The 13242-nt window shown below is 63.3% G+C and carries 13 protein-coding genes; 6 read left to right on the plus strand and 7 right to left on the minus strand.

Going from position 1 to position 13242, the window contains the following annotated elements; genetic code table 11:
• Nucleotides 1-5 precede the first annotated feature (5 nt).
• From IV109_RS15195 to IV109_RS15220, 6 genes are all read right to left on the minus strand, one after another.
• Nucleotides 6-1685, minus strand: a complete 1680-nt coding sequence (locus IV109_RS15195; RefSeq protein WP_296698233.1) for a class I adenylate-forming enzyme family protein — start codon at nucleotides 1683-1685, stop codon at nucleotides 6-8.
• Between the two features lie 17 nt (nucleotides 1686-1702).
• Entirely contained in the window at nucleotides 1703-2530 is an 828-nt protein-coding gene (locus tag IV109_RS15200; protein ID WP_296698237.1) for an enoyl-CoA hydratase, read from the minus strand.
• 32 nt (nucleotides 2531-2562) lie between these two features.
• Complete coding sequence (locus IV109_RS15205; RefSeq protein ID WP_296698241.1) at nucleotides 2563-3435, minus strand: MaoC family dehydratase; 873 nt, start codon at nucleotides 3433-3435, stop codon at nucleotides 2563-2565.
• A 22-nt stretch (nucleotides 3436-3457) separates the two neighbouring features.
• On the minus strand, nucleotides 3458-4783 hold the full coding sequence (locus IV109_RS15210) for an acyl-CoA dehydrogenase family protein (protein WP_296698245.1): 1326 nt from the start codon (nucleotides 4781-4783) through the stop codon (nucleotides 3458-3460).
• 82 nt (nucleotides 4784-4865) lie between these two features.
• Complete coding sequence (locus IV109_RS15215) at nucleotides 4866-6251, minus strand: VWA domain-containing protein (RefSeq protein ID WP_296698250.1); 1386 nt, start codon at nucleotides 6249-6251, stop codon at nucleotides 4866-4868.
• Complete coding sequence (locus tag IV109_RS15220) at nucleotides 6251-7219, minus strand: MoxR family ATPase (protein ID WP_296698254.1); 969 nt, start codon at nucleotides 7217-7219, stop codon at nucleotides 6251-6253. The genes IV109_RS15215 and IV109_RS15220 overlap by 1 nt, the downstream gene beginning before the upstream one ends.
• Before the next feature lie 126 nt (nucleotides 7220-7345).
• On the opposite strand from IV109_RS15220, the gene radA reads away from it, so the two are divergent.
• On the plus strand, nucleotides 7346-8713 hold the full coding sequence (gene radA / locus IV109_RS15225) for a DNA repair protein RadA (RefSeq protein ID WP_296698258.1): 1368 nt from the start codon (nucleotides 7346-7348) through the stop codon (nucleotides 8711-8713).
• A gap of 14 nt (nucleotides 8714-8727) precedes the next feature.
• Here the strand turns inward: radA and IV109_RS15230 are convergent, their stop codons facing one another.
• The gene (locus IV109_RS15230) at nucleotides 8728-9360 is read right to left on the minus strand and encodes a glycine zipper 2TM domain-containing protein (protein WP_296698261.1); all 633 of its coding nucleotides are present in this window, start codon (nucleotides 9358-9360) and stop codon (nucleotides 8728-8730) included.
• A 167-nt stretch (nucleotides 9361-9527) separates the two neighbouring features.
• On the opposite strand from IV109_RS15230, the gene IV109_RS15235 reads away from it, so the two are divergent.
• The 5 genes from IV109_RS15235 to IV109_RS15255 are packed head-to-tail and all read left to right on the plus strand — an operon-like array spanning nucleotide 9528 to nucleotide 13210.
• A complete protein-coding gene (locus IV109_RS15235; RefSeq protein WP_296698264.1) occupies nucleotides 9528-9929 on the plus strand; it encodes a DUF1924 domain-containing protein in 402 nt (133 codons plus the stop codon).
• A gap of 39 nt (nucleotides 9930-9968) precedes the next feature.
• Nucleotides 9969-10448, plus strand: coding sequence for a diheme cytochrome c (locus IV109_RS15240; protein ID WP_296698267.1), 480 nt, complete (start codon nucleotides 9969-9971; stop codon nucleotides 10446-10448).
• 5 nt (nucleotides 10449-10453) lie between these two features.
• Nucleotides 10454-11158, plus strand: a complete 705-nt coding sequence (locus IV109_RS15245; protein WP_296698271.1) for a cytochrome b/b6 domain-containing protein — start codon at nucleotides 10454-10456, stop codon at nucleotides 11156-11158.
• A gap of 22 nt (nucleotides 11159-11180) precedes the next feature.
• Nucleotides 11181-11852: a winged helix-turn-helix domain-containing protein gene (locus tag IV109_RS15250; RefSeq protein ID WP_296698276.1), complete on the plus strand. Its 672-nt coding sequence runs from the start codon at nucleotides 11181-11183 to the stop codon at nucleotides 11850-11852.
• Nucleotides 11849-13210 (plus strand): ATP-binding protein, encoded by a 1362-nt coding sequence (locus IV109_RS15255; RefSeq protein ID WP_296698281.1) that lies wholly within the window; start codon nucleotides 11849-11851, stop codon nucleotides 13208-13210. The genes IV109_RS15250 and IV109_RS15255 overlap by 4 nt, the downstream gene beginning before the upstream one ends.
• The last annotated feature ends 32 nt before the right edge of the window (nucleotides 13211-13242 follow it).

Here is a 13242-nt window from a genome sequence, read left to right on the forward strand (position 1 = left end):
CCCGGTTAGCCCGGGGTCTGAAGGATTTCGAGCAGCCCGGCCGCCTTGATCTCACGTTTAAGGATTTTTCCCGAGGGGGTGCGCGGCAAGGGACCAGGCGCTTTGACGATGTAGCGTGGCAGTTCGAAGCGGGCCAGATGGGCGGTCAGAAATTCGCGCAACGCCGCCACATCCAGCGCATTGCTGCCGTAAACGGTGGCGCCCACTTCCTCGCCCAGTCGCTCGTCGGGCACGGCGTAAACGGCCGCTTCCTGGACATCGGGGTGCAGCAGCAGCGCCGCCTCCACCTGGCCGCAGCCGATGTTTTCTCCACCACGGATGATCAGGTCCTTGATGCGGTCAACGATGTAGAGAAAACCGTCCTCATCCAGCGTGGCCACATCGCCTGTGCGAAACCAGTCGCCATCGGTGAAGACCTGGGCGTTGACGTCGGGGCGCTTCCAGTAGCCGGCGAACAGGGAGGTGCCTCGCACCAGCAATTCCCCGCGTTGGCCCGTCGGCACCGGCTGCCCGAGTTCATCGACCACCTTGATCTGCAGCACCTGTGAGCAGCGACCCGAACTGGCCGGTCGGGCCAGATAGTCTTCGCCGCCGATGCCCACACCAATGGCATTGGTCTCGGTCATGCCCCAGCCGGTACCTGGCAATGCCTGGCTGAAGCTCGCACGGATCTGGCGTACCTGCTCGGGTGCGCGGGCGGCACCGCCCCCACCTACCACCAGCAAGCTGCTCAGGTCGTAGCGCCCGGTTTGCGCCACCCGCACCAGGTCACCGGTCATGGCGGCTGGCGCCACCATCGATGTGAGCTTGTGCTGGTCCACCAGAGCCGCAGCGACCTCGGCATCCCAGCGGTACATGCAGACGAGACGCCGCTGGAGGCGGTAACTCGACAGGTACGAAACATGCATGCCTGAAACATGGAACAGCGGTACCGCCAGCAGTGTGCCGCCCTGCTCAACTGCTGGCACCTCTTCAATGCCGGCCACCAGCGCGCCGATCACGGCATCCAGTTCCCACGACAACAAGGCCGACACAATGTTACGGTGGCTGGACGGCACGCCCTTGGGGTGGCCGGTGGAGCCCGAGGTGTAAAGCATCGTGGCCAGGTCGTCCGGCGCGATCGGCACCGGCGGCATCGGCACCGAGCCCACCGCTTCGGTCAGGTCCTTGAGCGCGCGCGCCCCTGCCGGCAGCGTCGCCGCGCGCACCGCCAGAACCTGCAGCCCTGCCACCGTCGGGCCCTGCATCAGGCGGTCGAGTCGCTCGGCATCGGCCAGCAGTACCCGACTGCCGCTGTCGGACAGCGCATAGGCCATTTCGTCGCCCGACCAATGCGCATTCATCGCCACGGCGATGGCGCCAATGGAGGTGACCGCAGTGAAGGCCAGCACCCATTCAGGGTAGTTGCGCATGGCGATCGCGACCCGGTCGCCCGGAGTCACCCCGCAGTCATGCACCAGAACATGGCCCATGCGGGCGGCAAGCTCCCACGCCTGCGCGAAGCTGTAACGCTCGTCTTCGTAGCTGATAAACGGCAGATCACTGGCGGCGGCTTCAAACAAGGCGCGCAGCGAAACGGGCGCATTCTTGAACACCCGCTGGCTGCGACCGTTGACCACCTCATCCACCAGCTCATACGGTTGGCCCGGCGCGGTGGCAGCCGCAATGGCCTCGTCTCGTGTCATCGGGACCGGTGCCACGCTCATCGACCCTTGAACACCGGTTCGCGTTTTTCCACAAAGGCCTGCGCGGCTTCGCGGTGGTCCTCGGTTTGACCGCAGTGAATGTGATGGGTCGCCTCAAGATCCAGACAATCGTCCACCTCGCCGGCCATCGCACGGTTGAGGTTTTCTTTCATGTAGCGGTAGGCCACGGTAGGGCCGTTGGCCAACCGCAAGGCGATCTCGCGGGTCTTGGCAAGCAGATCTTCGGGGGCGCACACCCAGTTGGTCAGGCCCAGGCGCAGGGCTTCCTCGGCACCCACACGTTCGGACAAAAAGTACAGTTCACGGGCCTTGGCCGAGCCCACGAGTTGGGTCAGAAAGTAGGTGCCGCCATAGTCACCCGCGAAACCCACCCGCGCGAAAGCGGTGGTCATGATCGCGCTGCTGGCCATGACCCGCATGTCACAGGCCAGTGCCAGAGACAGGCCGGCACCCGCCGCAGGACCTGGCAAGGCGGCCAGTGTGGGCTTGGGCATTTTGAACAGCTTGCCCGCCGTGGCGCGCTGGTTGCTGCGCTGAAGGTGGATGGCCTCGTCAATGGTCAATGCACCGACCGTGCCGTCGCCGGCAGCGGCCATGCCCTTGACGTCACCGCCCGCGCAAAAGCCCTTGCCCGCGCCAGTGAGCACAATGCATTTCACCGCCGGATCAAACTCCGCTTTGGCCAATTGCTGTTGCAGCGCCTGGTTCATGGCACGCGACATGGCGTTTCGCGCCTCAGGGCGGTTCAAAGTCAGTGTCAGCACGCCAGCCTCCAGCGTTGCCAGCAGGTCGGGGGTTCCGGTATCCAGTGTTGTGATGGTCATGATCAGTCTCCTCTAATTGAATTCTTGTATCTTTAACGGTAGGTGAAGGTGGCGTTTGACACCACCGTGCGATCGCCCACGCGGGCTTCGAACAGCAAGCGACCCGGGCCGTCATGCCAACCGACCACTTGCAGCTTGTCGCCCGGCAGTACCGGCGATGAGAAACGCACTTGCAGTGAACCGAAACGCGTCGGGTCGCCGTCACACAAGGCGTCCAGCAGCATCTGGCCGCAATGGCCGTAGGTGCACAAGCCATGCAGAATAGGCTGATCAAAGCCCCCCGTGCGGGCCGCCGCGGGGTCAATGTGCAGCGGGTTGTAGTCACCCGACAAGCGGTACAGCTGCGCCTGGTTCAAGGGTATGGTCACGGCCACATCGACATCCGGCGCGCGCTCGGGCACAACCAGGCGGGTCGACCGGCTGTGACCCCGTCCCTCGAACGGCTCAATGTCGCCCAACCGGGCCACGCCACGGCGAAACAGGCCAGTGAACATGCGCACGCAGGCTTGGCCCGCGGCGTCCAGCACCTCGCTCTCAAACTCGACAAAGGCACCGCCCTTGCCTCGCGGGTGCACCGCCAGCAGCCGCGAACGCACGGTCACGGTACCGGACAAAGGCAGCGGCGCCAGCAGCTCGATGCAACGCTCGGCGTCGATCGTCATCGGGCCGGGCGACGGCGGCAGAGCCACCGGATCCAGCGTCAGCCCTGCGCTACCCCAGCGAATCGCGAAGGTGGGGAACACCGCAAATTGCGGATGCCCTTCGTAGACAAAGCGCAGGTCGCTACAGCCGACGCCCACCGCATACAGCAGCACATCGCGCTGATCATAGGTAATGGGCACCGGTGCGCTCCACGCGCCGGGCCCGTGATCGGCCAGCAAGGCCTGAGGTTGGTAAATCGCCATCAAGCCTCCTGAGCCGTGGTCATCAGCTGCGCCAGACCATCGACGAGGTCACGTCCTCGTCAAGTCCTTCGTACTGGCGCGCCTCGTGGCGGCCGACCACCATGTGGTGCACTTCGTCCGGACCGTCAGCCAGACGCAGGGTACGCTGCTGGGTGTACATGCGCGCCAGCGGTGTGTGTTGCGACACACCCAACGCACCATGCATCTGAATCGCCTGGTCGATGATCTTGCACACCTTTTCCGGCACCATCGCTTTGACCATGTGCACCCAGATGCGGGCTTCCTTGTTGCCCAGCACGTCCATCGCCTTGGCGGCCTTCAACACCATCAGCCGCATCGCCTCGATCTCGATGCGGGCACGCGAGATGATCTCGAGGTTGCCGCCCAGCCACACCAGCTCCTTGCCGAACGCCTTGCGCGACAGGCCGCGACGGCTCATCAGGTCCAGCGCCCGCTCGGCCTGGCCGATGGATCGCATGCAGTGGTGAATGCGACCTGGTCCCAGTCGCAGTTGAGAGATCTCGAAGCCACGGCCCTCGCCCAGCAGCATATTACTCTTGGGGACGCGCACGTTGTTGAAAATGATGTGCATGTGGCCATGCGGCGCGTCGTCTTCACCGAACACGTGCATCGGGCCGACGATCTTGACGCCAGGGGCGTCCGTGGGCACCAGAATCTGCGATTGCTGCTTGTGCGACGGCGCATCGGGGCTGGTCCGGACCATCGTGATCATGATTTTGCAACGTGGGTCACCAGCGCCGGAGATGTAATGCTTCTCGCCGTTGATCACCCATTCATCGCCCTCAAGCACCGCGGTGGTGGCAATATTCTTCGCGTCCGACGAAGCGTGATGCACCTCGGTCATCGCAAAAGCCGAACGAATCTCGCCGGCCAGCAGCGGCTTGAGCCAACGCTCCTTTTGTTCAGGCGTACCGACGCGCTCGATAACTTCCATGTTGCCGGTGTCAGGCGCCGAGCAGTTCATGGTCTCCGACGCATGGGGGTAGCGACCCAGCACGGCGGCAATGTAGGCGTAGTCCAGATTCTTCAGGCCTTCGCCGGTGTGGGCATCGGGCAGGAAGAAGTTCCACAGACCCTCTTTCTTGGCCTGATTCTTGGCGGCTTCGAGCAGTTCGAGCTGGCCGGGTACGTAGCTCCAGCGATCGGCGCGGCCTTCGCCGAGCTTGTCGAACTTCTCAGCCATCGGCGCCACGGTTTCAGCGCAGAAACGCTTGACATGCTCCAACAGCGGCATGGCCTTTTCAGACATGCGCAGGTCGTTGAGTTCGTCCTGTGGGTTAAAGCCAAAGCCGGAAGTGGCCTTGGATGCTTGCTTTGTTTCTGACATGAGTCATCTCCTTTTGAAAATAGCAACTAACGGAAAATCACTGGCAATCGCCAATTGGGTCGGCAACACCGTCCGGGACGGGTTACGCATAAGCTTCAAGCGCCTCATCAATGGCGCGCTCCAGATCGGCTGCGGTGGCGCTGTGGGCTAAATGGGTGCAAAACGGTCGGTAACGCAAGATACTGCTGTCGCCCGTGCCCCAACGAGAGGGCGCCTCGGGGCACAACCAGACCACACGTTTGGCACGTTGGGCGAGGTCGGCAAAGATATCCAGCCGTGGGTTGGCACCGTTGGATCGCCCATCGCCCAGCACCAGCACGGTCGTACGCCGGTCGATGGTGTGCCAGTGCCTGTCCTGCAGATCCAGCCAGGCTTGGCCGTAGTCAGTCGAACCACCGCCTACCTCGCGCAAAATCAGGTCCATCGCCGCGTCAAAGGGCAGCTTGGCCAGCGGTTCGCCCACATCCTTCAGACGATTGGAGAACGCGAAGGTGTGCAGGTCAGCCACGGTGCCTTGCAAGGCATACAGGAACAGCAGCAAAAAGCGCACATGCGGTGCCACCGAGGCGGATACATCGCACACCACCACCAGGCGCGGCTTGTCGCGTCGGCGGTGCTTGAAAGCCAGCTTGAAGGGCACACCGTCATGGCCGGCGCTGACACGCAAGGTGCGCCGAAAATCCAGTTGTCCATTCAGCCGAACACGACGCTGGCGCGAGTGCTTGATTGCCAATCGCCGTGCCATGCGTGCCACGGCCGCCTTCATACGGGCGATGTCGGCCGGGCTCATGTGCCCCAGGACGCGATGCACGGCCACGTCGGTCATGAAGGCCTCGGTGGCCGGTCGACCAAACAACTCATAGCGCTGCGATACCAGCGCCCGGGCATGGCGCATGAGCCCATCGCGCGCCGCGGACAAGGCACGCGCCTCAGCCTGCGCCTGCGGCGTATCTTCACCGAGCCGTTCGAGCAGACGCGCTTCCAGCGGGGCAATACCCATGAACTCCAGCATCTTGCGGGCCAAATAGGCGGTCTGCGACAACAGGCGGATGTCGTCAACCCCGACTGCTTGTGCTGCACGCTGAAGCGCCAGGGTCAGGGCCTGCGAGTTGGCAGGGTCACCTTGAACATGGCCTTGGCCCGATGCCAAAGCCAGCAAGGCGTCAACCTCGGCTTGCCCGGTGGTGATCGGCGGCACGGCGGACTCGCCATTTTCTGCCGGATCGCTGGCAGCAGCGCCATCGCTGGCCTGGGCTGGCGGGCTGAAGTACTGGTCAAACAACTGGTCATGCAAGTCCTTCTCGGCGGCAGACTTGGCCAGCACCACACCCAAGGAGGCTTTCAGATTGGCGCGGTCTGCGTAGCCCATCAAGGCGACAGCGCGGGCCGCGTCGATCGCCTCGGCTGGCGAGGCATCAGCCCCGGCCGCCCGCAGCGCCCGCACAAAGCCGGCCAGCGTCTGGTCCATCAGCAGGATTCCGCCATCTCGACAGGATGGGCAAGGGCGCCCCGGGTCAGAGGGGCCAGTCGGGTCTGCACTTCGGCAATATCGGTTTCCCGCTTGAGCAGCACGTTCAGTGTGTCGCGCACCATTGCCTCATCCAGCGCGGGAGCATGCAACAGTAGCAGCGTGCGGGCCCAGTCCACCGATTCCGCAATCGACGGCGGTTTGCGGATGTTTTCCACCCGCAAGGCCTGCACAAACGCCACCAGTTGGCCCAGCAAGGCCTGGTTGAGATCGGGCACCCGGGCACGCAGCACCCGCAGTTCCAGTTCCGGCGTGGGAAAACCAATGTGCAGGTGCAAACAGCGGCGCTTGAGCGCATCGCCCAGCTCACGCGTATTGTTGGAAGTCAAAATCACCAGCGGCGGCACCTGTGCCCGGATGGTTCCGATCTCGGGAATGGTCACCTGGTAGTCGGCCAAAACCTCCAGCAACAGAGCCTCGAAGGACTCTTCCGACTTGTCGATCTCGTCAATCAGCAACACGCTGCCGCCCGGCTGCTCCATCGCCTGCAGCAAGGGCCGGGGCTGGAGAAAATCGCGCGAAAAGAACAAGTCCTGAAAATTGGCCAGCTTGTCAAAGGCACCCTGCAAGGTGTCGGCTGCATCCACCAGATGGCCGATCTTCTCCTTGAGAATCTGGGTATAGAGCAACTGCTTGCCGTACTTCCATTCGTACAAGGCCTTGCTGTCGTCCAGGCCTTCATAGCACTGCAAGCGCAGCAAAGCAAAACCCAGGGCCCGGGCGGCCGATACGGCCAGGTCGGTCTTGCCCACGCCGGCAGGACCCTCGATCAGCACCGGCTTGCGCAGGTGGTGCGCCAGGTAAACGGCAGTGGCGATCTGGCGCGTGGCAATGTAGCCGACGCTGGCCAGGGCTTGTGTGATCGTCTCGATGGATGCGAGAGCGGCCGGAGTATCAACAGAATTCATGCGCCGAGTATGAAGGGCACATCCTGAACGCGCAGTCTAGGGCGCGACAGCGCACGAGCAACAAAGCGTCAGAACAAAAGCGCGGCCAGCTTGAGGCATGTAGTTATATACAGTATTATCAAGGCCATGGCCAAAGAAAAATCTGTTTACGTCTGCTCCGATTGCGGGGGCACCAGCCCCAAGTGGCTGGGCAAGTGCCCGCACTGCAACGCCTGGAACACCTTGATTGAATCCATTGCTGAAAGCGCGGCGCCGGCTAAAAACCGATTTGCCTCGCTGGCCAAAACCGCCGAGATCGCCACGCTGGGCGACATTGACGCCGTCGACATGGCGCGCACACCCACCGGCCACGAGGAACTGGACCGCGTGCTGGGTGGCGGCGTCGTCGAAGGCGGCGTGGTGCTGATTGGCGGGGACCCCGGCATCGGCAAGTCCACCTTGCTGCTGCAGGCCCTTGACTCGCTGCAGCGCAGCGGGCAAAACACCTTGTACGTGACCGGCGAGGAAAGTGGCGCGCAAGTGGCCTTGCGCTCGCGCCGCCTGGGGCTGGACAACTCCCAGGTCAAGGTGTTGGCCGAGATTCAGCTGGAGAGAATTCTGGCCACGCTGGACGCCACGCAACCCGACATTGCGGTCATCGACTCGATCCAGACCGTGTACTCCGACCAACTCACCTCGGCTCCCGGTTCGGTGGCCCAGGTACGCGAGTGCGCTGCACACCTGACGCGCGCGGCCAAGGCCAGCGGCGTGTGCATTGTGCTGGTCGGTCATGTGACGAAGGAAGGCACCCTGGCCGGGCCGCGCGTGCTGGAGCACATGGTGGACACGGTGCTGTACTTTGAAGGCGATACGCACTCCAGCTTTCGCCTGGTGCGGGCCATCAAGAATCGTTTTGGTGCAGTGAACGAAATTGGCGTATTCGCCATGACCGAGAAGGGGCTCAAAGGCGTATCCAACCCGAGCGCCATTTTCCTGAGCCAGCATGCAGAACCGGTGCCCGGCAGTTGCGTGATGGTGACGCTGGAAGGCACCCGCCCGATGCTGGTGGAAATCCAGGCACTGGTGGACAACGGCGGCCCCTCTCCGCGCCGCCTGAGCGTGGGCCTGGACAAGGACCGCCTGGCCATGCTGCTGGCGGTGCTGCACCGCCATGCCGGGGTGGCCTGCATGGACCAGGATGTGTTTGTCAATGCGGTGGGGGGCGTGCGCATCAGCGAGCCGGCGGCCGACCTGGCGGTGATGCTGGCCATCACCTCCAGCTTGCGCGGCAAGCCTTTGCCCAAGGGCTTCATTGCCTTTGGCGAGGTGGGACTGGCGGGCGAGGTACGCCCGGCGCCGCGCGGCCAGGAGCGACTGAGAGAAGCGGCCAAACTGGGTTTCAGCGTGGCCGTTGTACCCAAGGCCAATGCACCCAAGAAGCCCATTGATGGCCTGACCATCCACGCGGTGGAGCGCATCGAGCAGGCAATGGAAGTGGTACGTTCCCTGGCCTGATCGACATCACGCGATCAATAGCGGGCAATGGTGTCGCCCGATTTTTTCACCTGCTCGCCAACTTTGTAGCCGGGATCCTGCTTGAATTCATAATTGCTCTTGCTGCCATCGGCGTACTGGACGTTGACGGTCCAGACCTTGTGGGTTCTCACCTTCTCCTCGATCTTCTTGCCCGCATAAGCGCCACCTGCCGCACCGGCAATGGTTGCCAGATCCTTGCCCAGGCCGCTACCGACCTGACGACCCAGTATGGCGCCCGTGACACCCCCTGCGATCATGCCAACCGGGCCTCCCTCGCCTTCTTTCTCGGTCACGCCGACAGCGACCACCTTGCCGCAATCGGTACAGCTGGGCTTGGCCTCCTTCACTTCCTTGGCGTTCTTCGCGCCAGTGGCTTCCTGCATCTGCGTCTTGGCGCTTGCGATCGACTTGTCGTATTCAGTCTTGGCATCGCGTCGGCATTGCAGACGGGCGTTGCTTGATGTTTCATCGTTGCAGAGCTTTTTGTCCGCGTCGTAACGCGTCTGCGCCTTCTTGCTTTCGGCAGCGTACTGCGCTTTGGGTGTCAACGGGGTTTCGGCCATGGCGGCGGAGGCCATCCCCAGGATCAGCAGACCGCTGCCCACGGCGACAAGTAGCTTGTTCATACCCAACTCCTGATTCAATGGAAAGCCTGAGGATAGCGCGCCGGGCCCACAAAGCCAAGTCCAACCGGGCACCGGCTTGCGATCGGTCAACGCAGGACGGCAGCGCCCGGCGTACCTTAAGAATTGCTTAATCTGCGCACCCTACCATGGCTGCATAGGGAGGTGCCATGCACATTTTTACTTTTCCATCTCGCGCTTTGATCGTGGCCTGCGCCACGCTGAGTCCACTCGCCCACGCCGTCACGCCTGCTGAACAGTTGGCGGGCTACAGCGCACAGGCGGCAGCGCCTGCCCAGCCAGCGCGCGGCCAACAACTGTTCACCACCCGCCACGGCAAGGACTGGAGTTGCGCTTCGTGCCACACCGCGACCCCCACCGGGGAGGGCAAGCACGCCAGCACCGGCAAGGTGATTGGGCCTCTGGCCCCCGCCTTCAATCCGCAACGCTTTACCGATACAGCCAAAACCGAGAAGTGGTTTCGCCGCAATTGCAACGATGTCATGGGGCGCGAATGCAGCGCCACCGAAAAAGCCGATGTGCTGGCATGGTTGCTGACGCTCAAGCCTTGATTCCCGCCGATCGAGCCGATTCACCCCATAAGGAATCCCATGCCAGAAAACCATGTCAAATCCATCGCACTCGCCGCACTGCTGCTGGCAGGCGCCGTCGGACAGGTCCACGCCGATGACCGTGGCGCCCGCGTGGCGCCCCTGCCCAAATACCAGCAGGAGTGCGCTGCCTGCCACATCGCCTATCCACCGGGCATGTTGCCAGCGGCTTCGTGGCAGCACCTGATGAGCACCTTGAACAAACACTATGGCACTGACGCCTCCTTGGACGAGGCCAGTGTGCGCGAACTCAGCGGCTGGCTGAAGACGCATGCCGGCACCTACAAGCGGGTGAGCGAAGCGCCGCCAGAGGACCGAATCACCAAGTCCGCCTGGTTCTTGCGCAAGCACAACGAGCGAGAAGTACCCCCTGCGGTCTGGACGCGCGCCTCCGTGGGCAAGGCCTCCAACTGCGCGGCCTGTCACGGCAACGCGGCGCAAGGCAGCTTCAGCGAACGTGACATCAAAATTCCGAAGTAAATACCATGAACAACTCAACGATCAAGACAAAAATTCTGGTGTGGGACGCCCCGGTGCGGGTGTTTCACTGGCTGCTGGTGCTGAGCTTTTTCGGCGCCTACCTGACCGCCGAGAGTGAACGCTGGCGCCTGGTGCACGTGAGCCTGGGCTACACCATGGGTGGGCTGATGGCCTTTCGCATTCTGTGGGGACTGATGGGCACACGCTATGCGCGATTTGGCAGTTTTGTGCGCGGACCCTCCGCTGTGATGCGCTATCTGCGCGGGCTCGTCGCCGGCCGGCCTGAGCACCATGTCGGACACAACCCGGCAGGTGCAGTTGCCATCGTCCTGCTCATCCTGTTCAGCATCGCGGTGGTGGCCACCGGCTGGGCACTTTACAACGACGTGGGCGGCAAACTGGTTGAAGAACTCCACGAAGGCGCAGCCAACTTCATGCTTGCGATTGTGGGCGTGCATGTGGCCGGTGTCGCGGTGGCCAGCTGGCTGCACCGCGAGAACCTGGTTCGCTCCATGGTCACCGGCAAAAAAGACGGCGCACCCGAAGAAGGCATCCGTCGGCCCTGGCGTCCTATGGCGGTGGTGATTCTGCTGGCTGTGCTGGGCTTTTGGTGGCTGCAATGGCAAAGCGCACCCGCCCCTGTAACATCTGCTGATGGCATCTCACTACAAAGCAAAAAATCTGCCTCCCACGCGCGGGACGATGACTGAATGAACTACGCCGGAACCCTGCATGCGCATCCTGCTGGCTGAGGACGACCCCCTCCTGGGCGACGGCCTTCGGGCCGGATTGCGGCAGCTCGGTTTTCAGGTGGACTGGGTGCGCGACGGCCTGGCCGCAGAACGCGAACTGGGGTCGGGCGACTACACCGCTGCGGTGCTGGACCTGGGCTTGCCGCTGAAAGACGGGCTGGACGTGTTGCAGTCCTTGCGCCAGCGCAAGATCAACACACCCGTTCTGGTGCTGACCGCCCGTGACGCAGTGCCGGACCGCATTCGCGGACTCGATCTGGGGGCTGACGACTATGTGCTCAAGCCCGTGGACTTGCATGAGCTGGGTGCACGGTTGCGTTCACTGGTGCGCCGTGCCCACGGCCAGACACAGGATGTCTTGCGTTGTGGCGCCGTGAGGCTGGAGCCCGCCGCCCGTCGGGTCAGCCTGAACGACGAAACCGTGCAGCTCTCCACACGCGAATTCGACCTGTTGCACGCCCTTATGCTCAATGCGGGCCGGGTCATGTCACGCGAACAGCTGGAGCAGCATCTGTACAGCTGGGGCCATGAGGTGGATAGCAATGCGATTGAGGTACACATCCATCATTTGCGCCGCAAGCTGCAGGCAGACCTGATCCAGACCGTGCGTGGTATCGGCTACACGCTGCTGCGCACACCAGAGCCGGCATGATGCCGATACGCCGCCTGAAATCCTTGCAGGCACGCCTGCTGATGTCGGTGCTGGGACTGGTGACCGTGGTGTGGCTGGGTGCCGCCTTGCTGACCTGGTACGACGCGCGCCACGAGCTTGATGAATTGCTGGACGGTCACCTGGCGCAGGCCGCCGCCTTGCTGGTGGTGCAACAGAGCAAGACCGCAGGCGATGACGACGATGGGGTGGCCGATGCACCCTCGCTGCACAAATACGCCCCGCAGGTCGCGTTTCAGGTATTTCATGAAGGTCATCTGGTTTCGCGCTCGGTCAATGCAGGCACACACCCCATGTCCACAACCACCCGCGGCTTTGCCACGGTACAGCTTGCCGACGGTGCCCAGTGGCGTGTGTTCGGGGCACGCGGCGCCGAAAAAGATGTGCAGGTGTTCGTGGGGGAGCGGACTGCCTCGCGCGGCAGCATCCTGTGGGCTGTGTTGCGCAGCCTTTTGCTGCCCCTGATGCTGGCACTGCCCGTGCTGGCCCTGGCGGGCTGGTGGGCCGTGCGGCGGGGGCTGGCACCCCTGCGCCAACTCAGCCAACTGCTCGGTGTGAGACGGCCACAAGCGCTTGAGCCGGTGGTGCTGGCGGACATGCCCTCGGAAATGAAGCCTCTGGTGCAGGCCCTGAACGAATTGTTTGAGCGCATCGAGCGCATGGTGGCGTCCGAGCGCCGATTCACCGCCGATGCGGCCCACGAACTGCGCACCCCGATTGCCGGCATTCGGACTCAGGTGCAGGTGGCGATGGGCGCCGGCAACGACACCGCACAGCACGACCATGCCTTGCAGGCCACGCTGGCAGGATGTGACCGCGCCACCCGACTGGTGGAGCAGCTGCTGACACTGGCCCGGCTGGAAGCGGCCTCCGAAAACAACGCCCTGCCGACCGGCCCCGTGGACTTGAGCGCCATCACGCGACGCGTAGCGGCCGAACTGGCACCCACGGCGCTGCTGCATGAGCAAACGCTGGAACTCGATGCCGCGGCGGCCTGTCCGTTGGCAGGCAACGAAATGCTGGTGGGCGTGCTGGTACGCAACCTCATTGACAACGCCCTGCGTTACAGCCCTTCGGGTGCCCGCATTCAAATCGAGGTGACAACGGCGTCCGGGCAGTCCACCCTGCGCGTGCAGGACAGCGGACCCGGCATGACGGAGCAGGAAATGGCCCGCCTGGGTGAGCGCTTTTACCGGGTACTGGGCCACGGGCAAACCGGCAGCGGCCTGGGTTGGTCCATTGTCAAACGCATTGCACAAGCATCAAGTGCCCAGGTACAGGTGGGGCGCTCCGAGTTACTGGGTGGACTGTCAGTTCTGGTCAAGTGGCCTGCGCCTTAGCGCAGAATAGCGCTTGCCGATACAAGACACCC

The sequence above is a fragment of the Rhodoferax sp. genome (assembly GCF_018780565.1).
Taxonomy (GTDB): Bacteria; Pseudomonadota; Gammaproteobacteria; order Burkholderiales; family Burkholderiaceae_C; genus Rhodoferax.